The organism is Mucilaginibacter xinganensis (assembly GCF_002257585.1).
GTDB lineage: Bacteria > Bacteroidota > Bacteroidia > Sphingobacteriales > Sphingobacteriaceae > Mucilaginibacter > Mucilaginibacter xinganensis.
Map to the genome: position 1 here is coordinate 906,154 of NZ_CP022743.1, position 18,231 is coordinate 924,384.

The following is an 18,231-nucleotide window of genomic DNA, read 5'->3' on the forward strand; positions in this document are numbered from 1 at the left end:
AAATCGGCGTTTAAACGTTTTAAACCAAGTTTTTGAACCGAAAACCGGACTTCAAAAAAGCGTAAAAAAGCTAAGTATTTGATAATCTGACTTGTATAACTTACCTTTGCAGCGCATTCTACCAAATGTGTAATTTATGGATAAAAAAGAAATGACAAAGAGACACCTAATTACGTGCTCCGTAATAGTGCTGCTGGTTATCATTTCAGCGTTCAATATTTGTGGTATAAAGGCTGTGCCAACCACCGATATTCACAACGTAAAGGCTACGTTACCCGTTGATAAATCGGAAAAATTTAGCCCGCGCATTTCATCATTCATTTTCAAAGCAGCAGAAGCTGTGAATGATTATACCTTCGCTAATGAAGCTATACCAATCAGAAATGCCAGTGTAACCCGCAAGTTGAATCGTTCGCTTCAAAAGCATAGTTTTAAATGCGTTCAATCTAACGTTCTGCAAAGCAAAGCAGAAAAACTGTTCCCGATTATCGAACCCATTTTAAAAGCGTACGGAATTCCGGACGATTTTAAATACATTCCCTTAGTCGAGTCGGGTTTATGCGAAGGAACGTCGCCAAAGGGTGCGAGGGGTTTATGGCAATTTATGCCAGGGACTGCGCGTACCTACGGACTTAAAGTAGGGCACGGAATTGATGAGCGTTTAAATGTGCACAAATCAACTGTGGCAGCATGTAAATACATCAAAGAGTTATACGCAGAGTTCAACAGCTGGACGCTTGCCGCTGCCGCCTACAACAACGGATCTATTAAATTAGAAAAGGTTATTAATAAACAGAATGAGGATAATTATTTCCGCATGCATTTAAACCGCGAAACCGGGGCTTATGTTTATAACCTGATTGCTATGAAAGCAATTATTACCCAGCCTAACAAGTACGGCTACAAATATTATAAAACGGTTAATGCTAACAGCGGAACAATTGAACTGCTGGCAATTAACTAACAACCGGATTTAATCCGCAGAAAGTAAAATTATATTACGGAGCACTTTGAGGCCGACCTTCCAAGCTGGAAGATCGGCCTTTTTTTGCGTATATTTGCAGCCTGAAAAAAGTTGATTGAATTGACTGGTGAGTGGTTAATTGAGTTATGGAAAAGCTGTTGCGTTTTAACTTAATTAACTTAATCCATCCCAATCAACCTGATCAACCAATCTCAATATATGAATAAAACATCCATCGACCTGGGCGAGCAAAATGAAGTTGAAGTGTATGGGGCCAGGGTACATAATTTAAAAAATATTGATGTTTCTTTTCCGCGCAATCAACTGGTGGTAATTACCGGTTTAAGTGGCAGCGGAAAATCATCCCTGGCATTTGATACGATTTACGCCGAGGGACAACGCCGTTACATGGAAACGTTTTCGGCCTACTCGCGCCAGTTTATGGGTGGGATGGAGCGGCCGGATGTTGATAAGGTTTCGGGCCTTAGCCCCGTTATTGCGATTGAACAAAAAACAACCAGTAAAAATCCACGGTCAACTGTTGGTACAATAACTGAGATCTATGATTTTATGCGTTTGCTTTTTGCCCGCACCGGCGAGGCTTATTCCTACGTAAGCGGCGAGAAGATGGAACGCATGTCTGAAGATCAGATCCTGAAAACCATTTCCGAAAAATTTAATGGTGAACCGGTGAATATCCTTGCCCCGGTAGTAAAGGCCAGGAAAGGACATTACCGCGAACTTTTTGAGCAGATTCGCAAACAAGGGTATCTTAAAGTTTGGATCGACGGTGCAATTGCCGACGTTGAACCAAAAATGCAGGTGGATAGGTACAAAATCCACGACATAGACATTGTTGTTGACAGGCTGGTGGTTAGCGAAAATGATACCAAGCGCCTCTACACCTCTATACAGGCAGCTTTAAAAATAGCAAAAGGAATTATCCGCATAGGCGATAAGGACAACAATGTAGCTTATTACAGTAAATATTTAATGGACCCTATTTCGGGCATCTCATATGATGAGCCACAGCCGAATACTTTTTCGTTTAACTCACCTTATGGTGCCTGCGAGAAGTGTAATGGGCTGGGATATATTTTTGAGGTTGATGAAGCTTCTGTTATTCCCAACCCTAAGCTTAGTATTCTTAACGGCGGCCTTGCGCCACTTGGCGAGTACCGCGAAACATGGATTTTCCAGGTGTTAAAAGCGCTTGCCAAAAAGTATGAATTTTCTTTATCGGTACCGATAGAGAAACTTTCAAAAGATCACCTGGATATCATCCTGAACGGATCAACTGAAATGATTACCGTTGCCGTTGAATACAACAAGTGGAACGTACAAAGTTACCAGGTTGCTTTTGATGGCATTATCCGCATGCTTGAAGAGCAGCAGGAGCGCCGGAGTGAAGAAGGGATGGATGATATGGAAAACTACCGGGTTTTAAGAACCTGCCCGGTTTGCGATGGTGCTAGGCTAAAAAAGGAATCGCTTCATTTTAAGATTGACGGTAAAAATATTTTCGAGCTGGCTTGTATGGATATCCGTACCCTGCAGGAATGGTTTGCCAATTTAGAAGATCGCCTGAGTGAACGCCAGAATGTTATTGCCAAAGAGATCTTAAAGGAAATACGGGCGAGGATTGTGTTTCTGCTGGATGTTGGCTTAAATTATTTAACGCTTGACAGGACCGCCAAAACACTGTCGGGCGGCGAGGCACAGCGCATTAGGCTGGCAACGCAAATTGGGTCGCAGCTCATGAATGTCATGTACATTTTAGATGAACCAAGTATTGGCTTGCACCAGCGTGATAACGAACGCTTAATAAATGCGCTGAAAAATCTGCGCGACCTGGGTAATACGGTATTGGTTGTTGAGCATGATAAGGATATGATACTGCATGCCGACCATGTGATAGATATGGGGCCCGCCGCCGGTGTGCATGGCGGTCAAATAGTAGCGCAGGGAACCCCCGAAGAGTTAATGAAGGCCCACACGCTTACCACATCATACATAAACGGGGAACGCGAAATTGCGATACCTAAAACAAGGCGCGAAGGCAATGGGAAAGTGCTGAGCCTTAAAAAGGCAACCGGCCACAATTTAAAAAAAGTGTCTGTTGATTTTCCTTTGGGTAAGTTAATAGGCATCACAGGTGTATCGGGCAGCGGCAAGTCAAGCCTGATAACGGAAACTTTATATCCTGTTTTAAATCACCACTTTTTCAGGGCCAAAAAACATCCCCTTCCTTACGAAAAAATTGAAGGCCTGGAGCATATTGATAAGGTGATTGAAATTGATCAAACACCAATCGGACGTACGCCGCGTTCAAATCCTGCAACTTATACCGGCGTGTTTTCTGACATCAGGAACCTGTATGTACAGTTACCCGAATCAAGGATCAGGGGCTACAAGCCCGGTCGTTTTTCCTTTAACGTAAAGGGCGGCCGTTGCGAAACTTGCCAGGGTGCAGGTTTGAAAGTTATAGAAATGAACTTTTTGCCCGATGTGCAGGTGCCCTGCGAAGAGTGCGGCGGCAGGAGGTACAACCGCGAAACGCTGGAAGTAAGGTATCGCGGTAAGTCCATCAGCGATGTGCTGGATATGAGCATTGAGGATGCCACCCCGTTTTTTGAACATATCCCGGCTATTTACAGAAAGGTTAAAACACTGTTTGATGTAGGCTTGGGTTATATAACGTTAGGGCAATCATCAACAACCCTGTCAGGAGGTGAGGCACAACGTGTTAAACTGGCTACTGAACTCTCCAAAAAAGACACAGGGAATACGTTTTATATATTGGACGAGCCTACTACTGGTCTGCATTTTGAGGATATTAACGTTTTGCTGGGGGTATTGCAGCAATTGGTTGATAAAGGCAATACTGTGCTGGTAATTGAGCATAACCTGGATGTGATAAAGGTTGTGGATCATGTAATTGACCTTGGTCCTGAGGGCGGTTCAGGTGGCGGAAAAATCCTTTTCAGCGGAACGCCTGAAGGTTTGTGTAAAGTTAAAGAAAGCTTTACCGGGCAGTTTTTGAAAAAGGAAATGGGATTAAAATAATATGTACAGAAAGTTGTACATATTAAATTCGTTTTTTACCTTTATTAAAATTGATAATAATGCAGGTTACGACTTATACAAATTTTCGCCAACAATTAAAGTCATATCTGGATAAGGTAAGAAATAGTCACACACCTCTTTTTGTTACTAGTGCTAATGGGGAAGATGTGGTTGTGCTTTCAAAATCCGATTATGAAAGTATGGAAGAGACCTTTTATTTGCTTAAAAGTCCGAAGAATGCAGCTAGATTGCTAAAAAGCCTTGAGGATTACGAAAATGGGCTAGTTGAGGAAAGAAAGCTTATCGAAGAATGAAGGTGGTTTTTCTTGATCAGGCCTGGGAAGACTATCTATACTGGCAAAATACGGATAAGGCGACTTTAAAAAAGGTAAATTCATTATTAAAAGAAATCGAGCAAATGCCATTTGAAGGGAATGGAAGAGAACCCCTAAAACACAATTTTGCTGGCTGGTGGTCACGACGGATAAATCTCGAACATAGGCTGGTATATAAAATTGATGATAAGGCTATTGTGATACTGCAATGCAGATATCATTATTAATTCCTCAAACAAAACTAAACAATTGTAACTTTAGCTTATATGTTACCATTGTTAACCGCACCCCAAATTCGCGAAGCTGATGCTTACACAATTGCCAATGAACCCATAAGTTCAATCGATTTAATGGAGCGGGCCGCAAAAGCGTTTGTGGGTTGGTTTCTGAATCATTTTCCTGATAAAAAGAAAACTATCACGGTTTATTGCGGTACTGGCAATAACGGAGGCGATGGGCTTGCGATAGCACGGATGCTGGATGACCACCAATATAAAAAACTGAAGGTAAAAGTAGCCCGGTTTTCAGACAAAGCTTCTGATGATTTTAACGCCAATTTAAAACGACTCCGCCAAACGGGCATCCCAATTACAGAGATTAGGCCGGGAGATAGTTTCACAAGCGATGAAAGTGGCGTTATTATAGATGCGTTATTAGGTACCGGCTTAAATAAGCCACTTGAAGGCGACTATAAAAAACTGGTAAGCCATATAAACAGCCTGGGAAAAACCGTGGTTGCAGTTGATGTGCCGACCGGATTTTTTTCAGAAGGCGAGATTCCTGCAAATACCTTAGCTTTAAGGACAGATCTTGTTATTACTTTCCAGCAGCCTAAAATTAACTTTTTATTACCTGAGTCAGCCGAATGGATCGAATGCTGGGAAGCAGTTAATATCGGTATAGATGAGAAATTTGTGCATTCATTAAAATCACCTTACCAGGCTGTTGAGGAGAAAGATATTCGCCGGCTGTTAAGGCCAAGGCATAAGTTTACCAATAAAGGGACTTACGGGCACGCACTTTTGGTAGCTGGCCAGGAAGAAACAATGGGGGCGGCTTTACTGAGCGCTGCAGCTTGTTCTTATGCGGGTGCCGGACTAACTACAGCCTGTGTGCCTAAAAGTGGGTTGAACGCTTTAAATAGCTACATGCCCGAGCTTATGGCAATAGTAAGAAATGGCGCAGAGATTCCCCTTATTGAATGGGGTAAATTTAGTTCGATAGGGATTGGTCCGGGGCTGGGCAAAACGGAAGAATCAATGGCTTTATTTGCTGATATTTTATCTAATTGCAAAAGGCCGATGGTAATTGACGCTGATGCACTTAACTTACTTGCTCAGTACCGGGAACTTTGGAGCGGCATTCCTGAAAATAGCATCCTGACCCCGCACATGAAGGAGTTTGACCGGCTTTTTGGCGAGCACACCAGCTGGTGGCAACGCATTCAAACCGGGCTGCAAAAGGCGAAGGAGCTAAAGCTGTACATTTTACTCAAAAACGATTATACTATAGTTATAACACCCGGGGGGGCAGTATATTTCAACACAACAGGGAATGCTGCGATGGCTACCGGGGGAATGGGCGACGTGCTTACAGGCGTAATTACTTCTTTACTGGCGCAAAAATATTCGCCGGAAAAAGCTTGTATCATCGGCGCTTATATTCATGGAAAAGCCGGGGATGAGCTTGCCTTAACTAACAAACTGAATGTGGTGATGCCCGGGCAGGTTTTAGTTCGTTTGCCAACAACAATGGCAAAATTAATGGCATAAAAAAAAGGCTGTAAGTATCGTACAACCTTTTTTAACTATTAACTGATCTTATAAAGAACAAAATACTCAATGGGGTATTGGTGAGCTTTGTTTTGATATATAACTATAGCAAAATCCAAGTTCAAGCTTTATACCTATAAGACGTGCTGACTATTTGTTTAGTTACAAAAAGATGCTAAAAAATTATTAGCTCCCTGTTATCAGGTATAAAACTTAGCAAAACAACAAGCTGTTTTACTGATTGTTTTAAGAAAAATAATTTTTTTGAAATGATTAATAAGTAGTTATGATATTGCAGATATCTAAAGACGCTATAATTCGCAGGTTACTAAATGTGTTAGGCGATTAAAACTTACCCAACACCATCATCTGATCCATCGTAGGGTTTACGCTGCCGCCACGTGGCTCAAGGGTAACTGCAAAAGCATCGGTTTTTACAGCAGCAATGGTTTTCATCTCTTTCATATCGGTAGAGTCCGGATTGGCGTCAAATACGCCTAAATCAACAGGCTTGCCGGCAACAATAGCCCATAGCTGATACTGGTGATCCTTGTCGTTCGCCGGCATTTTTACATTAGCCATATCAATCATCACTTTTTTCTTAACCGGGCTCCAGGCAATAGTTACTGCAGCAGTTGCAGGGGCATGCACCGTTGGGTTTAATTTCAGAAATTTAAATGAAGGGTCTCGAAGGACACTTAGTTCTCCTTCTACCAGGTTTACACGGTTAGCAAAATGTTGCTTGTCAACTTGTAATGCAGCAAGCTGGGTGGTTGATTCCTGTAATTTATTGTATAAATTCATTAAAGCTATACCACTTGCAATTAATAAAGCAAGGCATGCAGCAAACGCATATTTATAAAAATTATTTGTTTTGGGAGCTGTAAATGCAACTACATTATCTATAGCAGGTGCTGCCTTTGTATCAAAATTATAGTCGTCGCTAAAATTTGTAAGTATGCTGTTTAGAACCCTGCTCTTTAAATTTTCAGCAGGTTCAACAGCGTTATGTTCTGCATACATCTCCATTGACAGCTCAATTTCATCCAGTTCAGCTTTAATTGAAGGATGTTTTGAGGCCATGGTTTCCACCTGTAACTTTTCTTCCGGAGATACATCTCCCAGAACATAAAGTTCCAAAATGCCTGATTCTATATATGCTTTAATATCTTCCACTTTCCGCCTTTTCAATTAAAATGTTTCCTGAGTTGCTGAATAGCCATCCTTAACCTTGTTTTAACAGTTCCAAGCGGAACCGCCAATTCTTCGGCAGCCTCTACATGGGTGTATCCCTTAAAGTATACCAGGTCTAGAATAGCCTTTTGGTCCGGCTTTAGCGTTTCCACTAACTCTTTAATACCCAACAGTTCAGGTTTGTAAACCGTGCTTCTCTGTTCGTCTATGGAAGTTACGTTATTTTCCAGTTCCTGGTTTTTATTCTGGTTTTTAAAATCTTTCGATCTGATTTTATCAATGGAGAGATTGCGCGCAATATTCACCATCCAGGTAAATAAACGGCCTTTTTCGGTACTGTAGCTCGAAAAGGAATGCCAGATTTTTACAAACGTTTCCTGCAGTACATCTTCTGCGGTTGCCGTATCAATTATTATACGCGAGATAACGCCGTACAACGATGACGAATACATATCGTAAAGAGCTTCAATAGCAATCTTTTCGCGATTCCTCAGCGCAAGCACCAATTCCTCTTCTGATAGCGATATTTTTCGTTTCTTACTCAAAGTGGGTTCAAGATATAAATGTATTGTCAGATTTCAAATAAATGTTTTTCTGCGTGGTAAGAAGAACGAACCAAAGGGCCGCTTTCTACATATCTAAAACCTTTATTTAACCCAAATTGTTTGTATCGTTCAAACTGATCCGGATGGATCCAGTCAATTACCGGGTGATGGCTGCGTGTAGGCTGTAAATATTGCCCTAAAGTAAGTATTTGTACACCGGCTTCCAGTAAATCATCCATAGCCTCCAGTACGTCATCTTCCGTTTCACTGAGGCCCAGCATAATTCCGGATTTGGTACGCAACCCCGCTTGCGAGATATATTTTAAACATTCTAGGCTGCGGTCATATTTGGCCTGGATGCGTACTTCTTTAGTTAAGCGCCTTACGGTTTCCAAGTTGTGCGAAACCACTTCCGGCCTGGTTTCAAGCACGCGGTTAAGATTATCCCAAATACCCCTGAAATCAGGCAATAAGGTTTCTAAAGTAGTATCAGGGCTTTCTCTGCGGATGGCATTAATGGTTTCGGCCCAGATAATTGATCCGCCATCTTTAAGGTCATCACGATCCACAGAGGTTATTACGCAATGCTTTACCTGCATTAGTTTAACCGAATTAGCAACCCGGTTTGGCTCATCTGTATCAACCGCTAAAGGGCGGCCTGTGGCAACAGCACAAAACGAACAAGAGCGGGTACAAATGTTTCCCAATATCATAAATGTGGCAGTACCGGCACCCCAGCACTCTCCCATATTGGGGCAGTTTCCGCTTTCGCATATGGTATGTAATTTATGCTCATCAACCAGGCCACGCACATGGGCATATTCTTTGCCAACAGGCAATCTTACCCTAAGCCAGTCAGGCTTGCGTTGCATTTGGTTTGCAGGGACAACAGGCAAATCAATCATGTTACAAAAGTATGTAAAAAGTTGTGATTAGTGATTAGACATCACGGCTTGCCGATTAGTTTTTACATTTAATAAATACACGGTATAATACTTTTGCTTTAACTAATCTTCAGTCGCTGATTTTTCCAAAACTACGCCATTACTGACATCGCCTCTTCAACGGAAACTTCTCCGTGCGAAAGATCAAGCACGCATTCGCCGTCTTTTATCATTAGCAATTGTGGCGATTCGTGATGAACTGAAAAATCAGCTGCAACCTGGTTTGAAAGGTCCCTGTATTTAATCAGGTCTAAAAAAAATAGCGGTAAATTTGCCGGTAACTGATCCCAATCCAGCTCGAAACGTTTCTTTACCATCATACTGATGGAGCAACGGGTGCTATGTTTAAAAATTAAACTATAGCCTTCTTGTTTTTTTATAGCATTAATTTGCTCAGCCGACTCCAGCGATGTCCAGTTCATAAAAAAATATATAACGATGAATACCTAATTAAACGCAAAACAACACAAAAACGGCTGTGGTTTTAGGCAGTTGATGAAAAAATGACATTTAACTGTTAACGTCCGCTTTTTGGATATGATCCGTAAGCAGGGCACAATTTGTTTGAGCATGAAGCGAGGGTTCCCAATGCTAAAGCTATAAATGCGATGTAAAGTATTTTTTTCATTTTAAAGTCCGATTAGGTTTTATACGGAATTAACTTTTTAAAGTTTCAGCAAGATAAGCCATTTTTATGGCAGTTACGGCACCTTCAATACCTTTATTTCCATGTTTGCCGCCTGCACGGTCAACAGCCTGTTGCTGTGTATCAGTAGTTAATACCCCAAATATAACAGGTTTTGAATATTTTAAGGCAACATTGGTTAAACCGTTTGCTACTGCATTGCAAATAAAATCAAAATGCCTTGTTTCGCCCTGTATAACACAGCCAAGGCATATTATAGCATCAAATTTACCGGTTTTTAACAAGAAATCGGCACCTGATGTTAATTCAAAACTGCCCGGAACCTGGTGTGTAACAATGTTTTGCTCCGCAGCGCCGTGTTCAAGCAGGCTCTCATAAGCACCCTGGTACAACGCGTTGGTGATACCGGCATTCCATTCGGCAACAACAATCCCGAATTTGTAGGGAGCCGCAGATGGAACTTCTGTTTCAGAAAAATCAGACAAGTTTTTAAGATGTGTTGCCATGGAGGATCTATTTAAATGCGAAAGTCGGAGCAACGGTTTCGGGGCGATAAATCAGAACTTGGAAATTCCAATAAATAAACCCGAAATCGACGTTCCGACTTTCTAAATCAATTAAAGCTTTGCTTCGGTACGCGCTATATATTCGTCAATATTTTGCGCTTCTGTACTTTCAGGATAATCGCTTTTTATTTTTTTATACGTTTCATCAGCCGATTTATTGTCGTTCTGTGTTTCGTAAACTAACCCAAGTTTTTTTAAGTATAGAGGGGTTAAAAATTTATTGTTCGCTTTGTCAGCCGCTTTTTTGAAGTAGGTTGATGCTTTATCATAATCCTTCAATTCAACATATGCATCAGCAGTGCTTCCGTATGCTTCGGCAGCCACCATGCTATCATTGCCGCGATAATTTGTTAAATTATCAATAGCTTTTTGAAATTCGCCTTTATTTAAATAAGCCGTACCTAAATAGAAGTAGGCCAAATTAGCAGCTTTGGTATTGCCGTAATCGTCAATTATTTTTTGGAAGCCAGGATAGCCGGCATCTCCTTTAATAGCTTTGTCCCATTCTTTTTTTGCCCAAAAATCTTGTGCAACGTGCATTTGGTTTGATGCTTTGATCTCTTGTGGAGCTATATAGAATTTTTGATATGCAACATAAGCAACAACCATTACTAAAATAGCGCCAACTATAAATATCAGGCTTTTTTGGTTCTCCTGGATAAAGTTACCTGATGGTTTTAAACGCTTTTCTTCTACTACTACCTTGGTATTGGCCTGGGTTTTTGACATTTCTCTTCTAAAATTAAGTGTGCAAAAATACAGTTTTCAAAATTTTTAGCAATACCTTTTAAATTAAATATTTATGGGGGCTTGAGATTAGAGGTTAACCGCCGGAGATTAGTTGTTGTAAGGCTGGAATAGCAGATTATTAAAAGTATCATCCTGATCTGCAGCCTTTAATTTGTTCCCTGCTTTCTGTCGTCCTCACTTTCGGACTAAAATCCTCCAATCTCTAACCGCTAATCACTACCTTTGAACGCCTTATGTATCTACAGCAATTATCGGTCATAAATTTTAAGAACTACGCGGAAGCCGGGCTAACATTTAGCGAGGGAGTTAACGTTTTTACCGGTAATAATGGTGCCGGAAAAACCAATTTGCTGGATGCTATATACTACATGTCTCTGTGCAAAAGTTATTTTAACCCAATTGATAGCCAGCAAATAAAGCAGGGGGCTGATTTTTTTATCGTAACCGGTAATTTTAACAGGAATGGTAAAGCCGAGCATATTGCCTGCTCTGTAAAGCGCAATCAAAAGAAGCAATTTAAGCGCAATAAAAAAGATTATCAGCGCCTGGCGGATCACATAGGGTTACTTCCGCTGGTAATGGTGTCGCCTTACGACATCAGCATTATTATAGAAGGCAGTGATGAACGGAGGAAATTTATTGATAATGTAATCTCGCAAACCGACAATGCCTATCTTGATGAATTACTGGTATATAATAAGGTGTTGGCTAACCGAAATGCACTGCTAAAGCAAATTGCTGACAGCGGTCGGTACGATCCGGGATTGATGGAGGTTTTTGACGAACAATTGTCCATTTCGGGGAGCCGGATATTTGAGAAACGCAAGCTTTTTATGGAAAGCTTTACTGAAATTTTCAATAAGCACTACAGTTTTTTAAGTGAGGATGCGGAGCAGGTTGAAATGGTTTACGAATCGCAACTGTTACAAAATGACCTGTCAACGCTGTTGAAAAAGAATATTGAAAAAGACAGGATACTTGAGCGTACCAATGCCGGCATTCATAAAGATGACCTGGTTTTTGCTATTCATGGCATGCCCATGAAAAAGTTTGGTTCACAGGGGCAGCAAAAATCTTTTTTAATAGCTTTAAAATTAGCACAATACAGTTTTTTGGATCAGCAGAATAAGTTTAAGCCAATATTACTACTCGATGATATTTTTGATAAGCTTGATGATCGAAGGATTACTAAATTGATGCAGATGATTTCCAACCACGATTTTGGACAGGTATTTATTACAGATACCAGCGAAGAGCGGGTGATAAATATATTTAAGAAAATAGGGGTGGAAATAACATTGTTTAAGGTAAAGGAAGGGGAGATTGATGCGTAAGGCTAACGATAAATCATTAAAAGAAGCTATTGAGCAAATGCTTAATGTTTACAAAATTAAGCGCAAGTTTGACGAAACATCTATAATAGCGCATTGGCCCGAACTGGTTGGCAAGCCTGTAGCTAACCGCACAAAAGAATTGTTTATTCACGACAAAAAACTTTTCCTGCGGGTGGAGTCGTCAGTAATAAAAAATGAACTGATGATGATGCGTGAGCAAATAATTGAAAAAATAAATGATGAAGCTAAAACGAATTTAGTTGAAGAAATTATTTTCCTTTAGTCCACCTTGGGAAAAACGACTTAAAGTTTAGATCGTCGCTCATTCTTGAAAAAGCAAGAATAAATAAACCCGGAAGTATAAAGGCGAGTTGTGCCTCAGGATGCGTTCTGTAAAGCAATATAGTGCCCGAAACCAACACGATTATAAGTAACAGGTATAAAATATATTTAAGAAGAAGCCTCATGATTTTGTTCTGGGTTATAATAAATAAGGGCTTTGCAAAACACAGTTTTTCAAAACGTTATAAAAATAGACACTTCTTTTTAGAATAACAAAATAACAGGATGTTTTTTATTAATAAAACATCCTGTTAACTAATGCTTTAGAACTTTTCAAGTGCGGAGAAAAAGAAGTCGCCTTCAATTTTTGCATTTTCAGAAGAGTCAGATCCGTGAATGGCATTTGCTCCGATTGACTCAGCAAATAACTGGCGGATAGTTCCGGCTTCAGCCTTTGCAGGATCAGTAGCACCAATCAGTTTACGGAAGTCTTCAACTGCGTTGTCTTTTTCTAAAATAGCGGCTACAATAGGGCCTGATGACATAAAGCCTACAAGTTCGCCGTAAAATGGGCGTTCTTTATGAACTTCGTAAAATTTTCCGGCAGTTTGCTCTGTTAATGCGATGTATTTCATAGCATTGATTTTAAAACCAGCCTTTATTATTTGATCTAAAATTGCACCGATATGCCCGTTTGCAACAGCATCAGGCTTAATCATGGTAAATGTTTTATTGTTACTCATCTTAATAATTTACTTTTTGTTTTGAAGTTGATGGTTTATGATGGAATTATTTTGTTTCCGCGGTGAATATTGAACCATCAACAATCTACTGTTTCTAATTTCCCGCAAAAGTAGCTTTTTACAATTAAAACATAAAGCCTTTTACATTAAATAAGATGGTTGTATTTGATTTATTTATTTAGCTTTGCAACTCTTTTTTGAAAATTGATGTTAGATACAGCCTCGCTTATAAAACTTTTAGCGCAGCCCCAAAAAATAGTAATTACTACTCATCACAAGCCTGATGGTGATGCTATGGGCTCGTCGCTTGGTTTATATAATTATCTTATACAGCAGGGCCATCATACTAAGGTTATTACACCTACTGATTATCCCGATTTTTTAAGCTGGCTGCCTGGCAACGGCGAAGTTATAATTTATACAGAGCAAACTTCAGAGGCTGCGGAACTTATTGCCGGCGCTGATATGATATTTTGTCTGGATTTTAATGCGCTTAACCGGATTAATGAAATGGGTGCCCTTGTTGGTGAGAGCAGTGCAATTAAAATAATGATCGACCACCACCTGGAACCGCAGGATTTTGATGATTACCGTTACTGGGATATCAACGCATGTGCTACAGCACAATTAATATACACCTTCATTACTGACGAGCTTAATAACAAGAAGTTAATTAACAAGGACGTAGCCACCTGTTTATATACTGGTATAATGACGGATTCGGCTTCATTCTCATTACCTAAAACAACTTCTGCGGTACACCGCATTATTGCAGATTTGATTGATGAGGGGGCTGTTAACTGGCAAATCCACGAACAGATATACAAAAACTCGTCTGAAAACCGTTTACGCTTTTTAGGCATCTGCCTTTCGGAGCGGCTGGAAGTTTTGCATGAATTTAATACCGCAATAATAGCAGTGCCTAAGGCCGATCTGGAAAAATATGATGTTATAACCGGAGATACAGAAGGAATAGTTAACTATGCATTGTCAATAGCCGGGGTTAAACTGGCTGCATTTATTGTTGAACGGAATGACAGGGTGAAGCTTTCATTACGTTCAAAAGGAGAGTTTCCGGCTAATGAGATCTGCAAAAAATACTTTGAAGGCGGCGGTCATCGTAATGCCGCCGGCGGCGTGTCATCGGGTAGCCTTGAAGAGGTTGTCAACCAATTTAAATTAATATTACCTGAATATAAAAAACTATTAATACAATAAGAGAAAATGAAAAAACAACTGATGTTTTTAGCGCTTGCAGCAATTGGTTTAGCAAGTTGTAATGGTGGCTTTAACAAGGGCGAAGGAGGTTTACTATATAAAATAGTTGACGATAAATCTGGCCCAAGCATTAAAGAAGGCGATTTTATGGTGTTTAATTATACAGTAAAAAATGATGCCGACTCCGTAATGCAAAGCACATTTGAAAAAGGCCAGCCGCAGCCATTAACTATGCCAAGCCTTAAAGGCCAGCCGGCAGGAAATATCATGTCGGTATTTTCGTTGCTTAGCGAAGGGGACAGTGCTATCATCAAAATAAATATTGATACGATGACTAAAGGCCACCCAAGGCCTAAAGAATTAAAAGGTAAATACATAGTATATGTAATAAAAATGGAAAAGGTGATAGCTAAGGGTAACCTTAGCCCTGAAGTTTTCCAGGGGCGGATACAGGCTTACCAAAAAACAATAGCTGATGCAGCGAAAGCAAAAGAGCCTGCAGCCATAAAAAAATATATTGCCGACAATAACCTTAAAGTTACCACAACTCCATCAGGTTTAAACTACGTGATTACAACACCTGGAAGCGGGCCTGTTGCTGCTGCCGGCGATACTGTAGTTGTAAATTACGTTGGTACATTTGTAAATGGCAAAGGTTTTGATACCAATATAAAATCTGAAGCGGTTAAATTAAAATTACCTGTCAGTCCGATGAATCCTTATAAACCTATTCGTTTCCCGCTTGGTGTACAAGGAATGATCCAGGGTTGGAACGAAGCATTTTTATTGTTTAACAAAGGTACAAAAGCTAAAATGGTGTTGCCTTCAAGCCTTGCTTATGGCGAACAGGGAAGCCAGATAATTGGCCCATATACCCCGCTTGTATTTGAGATTGAATTGGTTGATATTGTTCATCCAAATCCAAATGCGCCAAAGCCGGTTCAATTGCCGCCGCCGGTTGTACAATCAGAACAGCCAGTAAAGAAATAATTTAATATAACACCGCCTTCCTGTTTTACCAGGGAGGCTTTTTTATTTATAATGAAATATATCCTATTTATTTTTGCTTCAATATTAGCAGTTAATGTTAATGCGCAGAGTGCTATGCAACGCACACCAAAAGGCGCATTGTACCAGATTTATACCCATAATACGGGCGATAAAATTAAGGAAGGTGATATCATTACATTCCAGTACATCCAAAAGACGGATAAGGACTCGGTACTATACAGTACGTACGCCAGTGGCCGCGTTGGTCAGGCCAGGATCCAGCCTTCGCAAAATGTGGCTGATTTGATGGAAGTGTTCCCGCTGCTAGCTGTTAATGACAGCGTGTTGGTTAAAGTACCTACGGATTCCTTATTTATGGGACATGAGGACAAACGTCCGCCTTTTTTTCCTAAAGGCAGCAACCTGGATTTTACTATCAAAATTTTAAAAGCGCAATCAATGGATGCCTTTATGGGCGAAATGAAGAGCGCTGAAATTGCAGGCGCCGATAAATATATTGCGGATCATAAGCTTAACTTACAAACAACGGCAAGCGGGTTAAAATATGTAATTACCCAGCCATCAACAAAGCGGAAACCTGTTAATGGTGATACTTTGCTGGTAAATTATACCGGCAAAGGCCTTGATGATAAAGTTTTTGATACCAGTATAGAAGCTAACGCGAAGGCTGCGGGTTTGCAGCAGGAGGGCCGTCACTACGAGCCTTTGCAGCTAGCAATTGGAGCCGGCGGAATTATTGCTGGCTGGGAAGAAGGTTTACTTTTATTGAACGAAGGTTCAAAAGCAACCTTTGTCATTCCGTCTAAACTTGCTTACGGTGAAACCGGATACCAGGGAATAGCACCATTTAGTACTTTGGTGTTTGATGTGGAACTGGTAAAAATTATACCCGCCAAACATACAGCAACGCCCGGAGCCAAAACACCGGTTAAAAAAGCTGGTTATAAAAAGAAAACCACGATAAAGAAAAATTAATCAAAAGCCTCCTCATACATCGGGAGGCTTTTTTATTTTTGCACTATGTTACTTACCGATACGCATACCCATTTGTATTATGAAACAGATGATGCCAAAAGGAATGAGTTGGTACGGCGGTGTAAAGAAACTGGCGTAGGCCGTTTATTTTTACCCAATGTTGACGTGGCATCCATCCCGATGGCTTACGCGCTTGAGTCCGCTTTCCCCGATCTGTGTTTTCCCATGCTTGGAATGCACCCCTGCTCCGTTAAAGAAAACTGGGAGGAGGAACTAGCAATAATTGAACAGGCCATTCATCAGCATAAAATATACGCCATAGGCGAAATAGGTATCGACCTTTACTGGGACAAAACCACACTGCCGGAGCAAATACTGGCATTCAGGAAACAAATAGGCTGGGCCAAGTCATTAAAACTTCCAATCAATATCCATTGCCGCGACGCATTTAATGAAGTTTATGAGATATTGCTACAGGAAAAGGATGATGATTTGAGAGGAATCTTCCATTGTTTTGGCGGCACACTTGAGCAGGCCAATAAATTAATTGAGCTGGATTTTTACCTGGGAATAGGCGGAGTGGTAACTTATAAAAATTCGGGACTTGATCAGGTTGTAGCGAAAGTTGATTTAAATCATATAGTTTTAGAAACAGATTCTCCGTACCTTGCACCCGTTCCGTACCGGGGCAAACCTAATGAAAGCTCTTATTTGATTTATGTTGCCCAAAAAGTTGCTGAACTGCATCAAACAGATCTTGAAACGGTGGCCGCTATTACCACTGAAAATTCAAAAAAGGTATTTGGTGTATGAACCAATTTTTTTGATAGCTTTATTTTTTACACAACCTGAATACGCATGAGCCAGATATTGATCATTTATACCGGAGGGACAATTGGTATGATGAGCGACCCGTTAACTAAGGTGCTCAAACCGATCAATTTTGAGCAGATAATGGATAATGTGCCTGAATTAGAGAAACTTAATTGCAAAATTAAAGTACACTCATTTGAGCAAATAATTGATTCGTCAAATATGAATCCGGCCATTTGGAGCGAATTAGCAAGCCTTATCCAGTCAAATTATGACGATGTTGATGGATTTGTAATCCTGCACGGTTCTGATACAATGGCATTCACTGCTTCGGCACTAAGCTTTATGCTGGAGGACTTGGGCAAGCCGGTAATATTTACAGGCTCGCAGCTTCCTATCAGCGCTATTCGGACAGACGCCAAAGAAAATTTAATGACCTCTATTGAAATAGCCAAAGCCAAAAAGCACGATCGTGCGCGTGTTCCCGAGGTTTGTATCTATTTTGATTACAAGCTATTCAGGGGTAACCGCTCGTTCAAATATAATTCGTCAAAGTTCGAGGCATTCCGTTCGCCAAACTATCCTATCCTGGCCGAATCAGGCGTGCACCTTCGCTTTAGCGTAAATGATATCAGGCATCCCCAAGAAGGCGAAGGCCTGAAGGTTCATAAAAACCTGGTGAGTGATGTAGCTGTGTTGAAACTATATCCGGGCATTAGCCCTAAAGTTGTGGAAACTATCTTGACAGCAGATGTAAGGGGCATAGTAATGGAAACCTTTGGTGCAGGCAATACCACAACCGACCAATGGTTTATTGACCTGTTAAAGAACGCTATCGATAGCGGTAAAGTGATCCTGGATATCTCTCAATGCAAAGTAGGTACTGTTGAACTTGGCCGTTATGAAACCAGCAAACATCTGAAAGATGTAGGTGTAGCCAACGGTTATGATATGACCTATGAGTCCGCCGTCACCAAAATGATGTACCTGCTGGGCCAGTTCGAAAACCCACAGGATGTTAAACAGTATTTGGAAACGGATATCAGAGGTGAGATAACGGTATCGTAATTATA

20 protein-coding genes are annotated in these 18,231 nt (G+C 40.6%); 12 read left to right on the forward strand and 8 right to left on the reverse strand.

From position 1 onward, the window contains the following. The first annotated feature begins 151 nt into the window (after positions 1–151). From MuYL_RS03960 to MuYL_RS03980, 5 genes are all read left to right on the forward strand, one after another. Complete coding sequence (locus MuYL_RS03960; RefSeq protein ID WP_094572846.1) at positions 152–964, forward strand: lytic transglycosylase domain-containing protein; 813 nt, start codon at positions 152–154, stop codon at positions 962–964. Positions 965–1,183: 219 nt separating this feature from the next. Then, on the forward strand, positions 1,184–4,030 hold the full coding sequence (gene uvrA, locus MuYL_RS03965) for an excinuclease ABC subunit UvrA (protein WP_094569291.1): 2,847 nt from the start codon (positions 1,184–1,186) through the stop codon (positions 4,028–4,030). 59 nt (positions 4,031–4,089) lie between these two features. Continuing rightward, complete coding sequence (locus MuYL_RS03970) at positions 4,090–4,344, forward strand: type II toxin-antitoxin system Phd/YefM family antitoxin (RefSeq protein ID WP_094569292.1); 255 nt, start codon at positions 4,090–4,092, stop codon at positions 4,342–4,344. After that, positions 4,341–4,592, forward strand: a complete 252-nt coding sequence (locus MuYL_RS03975) for a Txe/YoeB family addiction module toxin (protein WP_094569293.1) — start codon at positions 4,341–4,343, stop codon at positions 4,590–4,592. The genes MuYL_RS03970 and MuYL_RS03975 overlap by 4 nt, the downstream gene beginning before the upstream one ends. A 39-nt stretch (positions 4,593–4,631) precedes the next feature. Further along, complete coding sequence (locus tag MuYL_RS03980) at positions 4,632–6,137, forward strand: NAD(P)H-hydrate dehydratase (RefSeq protein WP_094569294.1); 1,506 nt, start codon at positions 4,632–4,634, stop codon at positions 6,135–6,137. Between the two features lie 345 nt (positions 6,138–6,482). On the opposite strand, the gene MuYL_RS03985 is transcribed toward MuYL_RS03980, so the two are convergent. The 6 genes from MuYL_RS03985 to MuYL_RS04010 all read right to left on the reverse strand — a co-directional run bounded on the left by MuYL_RS03985 (position 6,483) and on the right by MuYL_RS04010 (position 10,761). Continuing rightward, complete coding sequence (locus MuYL_RS03985; RefSeq protein ID WP_094569295.1) at positions 6,483–7,328, reverse strand: anti-sigma factor; 846 nt, start codon at positions 7,326–7,328, stop codon at positions 6,483–6,485. Next, positions 7,325–7,876, reverse strand: a complete 552-nt coding sequence (locus tag MuYL_RS03990) for an RNA polymerase sigma factor (RefSeq protein ID WP_094569296.1) — start codon at positions 7,874–7,876, stop codon at positions 7,325–7,327. The genes MuYL_RS03985 and MuYL_RS03990 overlap by 4 nt, the downstream gene beginning before the upstream one ends. A gap of 26 nt (positions 7,877–7,902) precedes the next feature. Further along, positions 7,903–8,781: a lipoyl synthase gene (gene lipA / locus MuYL_RS03995; protein WP_094569297.1), complete on the reverse strand. Its 879-nt coding sequence runs from the start codon at positions 8,779–8,781 to the stop codon at positions 7,903–7,905. Positions 8,782–8,912: 131 nt separating this feature from the next. After that, entirely contained in the window at positions 8,913–9,242 is a 330-nt protein-coding gene (gene ytxJ / locus MuYL_RS04000) for a bacillithiol system redox-active protein YtxJ (RefSeq protein ID WP_094569298.1), read from the reverse strand. A 235-nt stretch (positions 9,243–9,477) separates the two neighbouring features. Next, a complete protein-coding gene (ribH, locus tag MuYL_RS04005; protein ID WP_094569299.1) occupies positions 9,478–9,972 on the reverse strand; it encodes a 6,7-dimethyl-8-ribityllumazine synthase in 495 nt (164 codons plus the stop codon). Between the two features lie 111 nt (positions 9,973–10,083). After that, complete coding sequence (locus tag MuYL_RS04010; protein WP_094569300.1) at positions 10,084–10,761, reverse strand: YfgM family protein; 678 nt, start codon at positions 10,759–10,761, stop codon at positions 10,084–10,086. 254 nt (positions 10,762–11,015) lie between these two features. On the opposite strand from MuYL_RS04010, the gene recF reads away from it, so the two are divergent. Both recF and MuYL_RS04020 read left to right on the forward strand, forming a co-directional pair. Beyond that, positions 11,016–12,116, forward strand: a complete 1,101-nt coding sequence (recF, locus tag MuYL_RS04015) for a DNA replication/repair protein RecF (protein WP_094569301.1) — start codon at positions 11,016–11,018, stop codon at positions 12,114–12,116. Further along, positions 12,109–12,399 (forward strand): DUF721 domain-containing protein, encoded by a 291-nt coding sequence (locus MuYL_RS04020; protein WP_094569302.1) that lies wholly within the window; start codon positions 12,109–12,111, stop codon positions 12,397–12,399. The genes recF and MuYL_RS04020 overlap by 8 nt, the downstream gene beginning before the upstream one ends. Here the strand turns inward: MuYL_RS04020 and MuYL_RS04025 are convergent. Next, on the reverse strand, positions 12,386–12,583 hold the full coding sequence (locus MuYL_RS04025; protein WP_094569303.1) for a hypothetical protein: 198 nt from the start codon (positions 12,581–12,583) through the stop codon (positions 12,386–12,388). The two genes, MuYL_RS04020 and MuYL_RS04025, sit on opposite strands and share 14 nt — an antisense overlap. A 138-nt stretch (positions 12,584–12,721) precedes the next feature. Continuing rightward, a complete protein-coding gene (locus MuYL_RS04030) occupies positions 12,722–13,141 on the reverse strand; it encodes a nucleoside-diphosphate kinase (protein ID WP_094569304.1) in 420 nt (139 codons plus the stop codon). A 207-nt stretch (positions 13,142–13,348) separates the two neighbouring features. On the opposite strand from MuYL_RS04030, the gene MuYL_RS04035 reads away from it, so the two are divergent. The 5 genes from MuYL_RS04035 to MuYL_RS04055 are packed head-to-tail and all read left to right on the forward strand — an operon-like array spanning position 13,349 to position 18,226. Then, positions 13,349–14,359 (forward strand): DHH family phosphoesterase, encoded by a 1,011-nt coding sequence (locus MuYL_RS04035; protein ID WP_094569305.1) that lies wholly within the window; start codon positions 13,349–13,351, stop codon positions 14,357–14,359. Between the two features lie 6 nt (positions 14,360–14,365). After that, positions 14,366–15,349: an FKBP-type peptidyl-prolyl cis-trans isomerase gene (locus MuYL_RS04040; RefSeq protein ID WP_094569306.1), complete on the forward strand. Its 984-nt coding sequence runs from the start codon at positions 14,366–14,368 to the stop codon at positions 15,347–15,349. A gap of 51 nt (positions 15,350–15,400) precedes the next feature. Further along, on the forward strand, positions 15,401–16,345 hold the full coding sequence (locus MuYL_RS04045) for an FKBP-type peptidyl-prolyl cis-trans isomerase (RefSeq protein ID WP_094569307.1): 945 nt from the start codon (positions 15,401–15,403) through the stop codon (positions 16,343–16,345). A gap of 45 nt (positions 16,346–16,390) precedes the next feature. After that, positions 16,391–17,158: a TatD family hydrolase gene (locus MuYL_RS04050; RefSeq protein ID WP_094569308.1), complete on the forward strand. Its 768-nt coding sequence runs from the start codon at positions 16,391–16,393 to the stop codon at positions 17,156–17,158. Between the two features lie 45 nt (positions 17,159–17,203). Next, on the forward strand, positions 17,204–18,226 hold the full coding sequence (locus MuYL_RS04055) for an asparaginase (protein ID WP_094569309.1): 1,023 nt from the start codon (positions 17,204–17,206) through the stop codon (positions 18,224–18,226). The last annotated feature ends 5 nt before the right edge of the window (positions 18,227–18,231 follow it).

Coding starts and splice junctions, on each gene's coding strand:
- MuYL_RS03960 (WP_094572846.1), top strand. CDS start 152: ATGACAAAGAGACACCTAATTACGTGCTCCGTAATAGTGCTGCTGGTT.
- uvrA (WP_094569291.1), top strand. CDS start 1,184: ATGAATAAAACATCCATCGACCTGGGCGAGCAAAATGAAGTTGAAGTG.
- MuYL_RS03970 (WP_094569292.1), top strand. CDS start 4,090: ATGCAGGTTACGACTTATACAAATTTTCGCCAACAATTAAAGTCATAT.
- MuYL_RS03975 (WP_094569293.1), top strand. CDS start 4,341: ATGAAGGTGGTTTTTCTTGATCAGGCCTGGGAAGACTATCTATACTGG.
- MuYL_RS03980 (WP_094569294.1), top strand. CDS start 4,632: ATGTTACCATTGTTAACCGCACCCCAAATTCGCGAAGCTGATGCTTAC.
- lipA (WP_094569297.1), bottom strand. CDS start 8,781: ATGATTGATTTGCCTGTTGTCCCTGCAAACCAAATGCAACGCAAGCCT.
- ytxJ (WP_094569298.1), bottom strand. CDS start 9,242: ATGAACTGGACATCGCTGGAGTCGGCTGAGCAAATTAATGCTATAAAA.
- ribH (WP_094569299.1), bottom strand. CDS start 9,972: ATGGCAACACATCTTAAAAACTTGTCTGATTTTTCTGAAACAGAAGTT.
- MuYL_RS04010 (WP_094569300.1), bottom strand. CDS start 10,761: ATGTCAAAAACCCAGGCCAATACCAAGGTAGTAGTAGAAGAAAAGCGT.
- recF (WP_094569301.1), top strand. CDS start 11,016: ATGTATCTACAGCAATTATCGGTCATAAATTTTAAGAACTACGCGGAA.
- MuYL_RS04020 (WP_094569302.1), top strand. CDS start 12,109: ATGCGTAAGGCTAACGATAAATCATTAAAAGAAGCTATTGAGCAAATG.
- MuYL_RS04025 (WP_094569303.1), bottom strand. CDS start 12,583: ATGAGGCTTCTTCTTAAATATATTTTATACCTGTTACTTATAATCGTG.
- MuYL_RS04030 (WP_094569304.1), bottom strand. CDS start 13,141: ATGAGTAACAATAAAACATTTACCATGATTAAGCCTGATGCTGTTGCA.
- MuYL_RS04035 (WP_094569305.1), top strand. CDS start 13,349: ATGTTAGATACAGCCTCGCTTATAAAACTTTTAGCGCAGCCCCAAAAA.
- MuYL_RS04040 (WP_094569306.1), top strand. CDS start 14,366: ATGAAAAAACAACTGATGTTTTTAGCGCTTGCAGCAATTGGTTTAGCA.
- MuYL_RS04045 (WP_094569307.1), top strand. CDS start 15,401: ATGAAATATATCCTATTTATTTTTGCTTCAATATTAGCAGTTAATGTT.
- MuYL_RS04050 (WP_094569308.1), top strand. CDS start 16,391: ATGTTACTTACCGATACGCATACCCATTTGTATTATGAAACAGATGAT.
- MuYL_RS04055 (WP_094569309.1), top strand. CDS start 17,204: ATGAGCCAGATATTGATCATTTATACCGGAGGGACAATTGGTATGATG.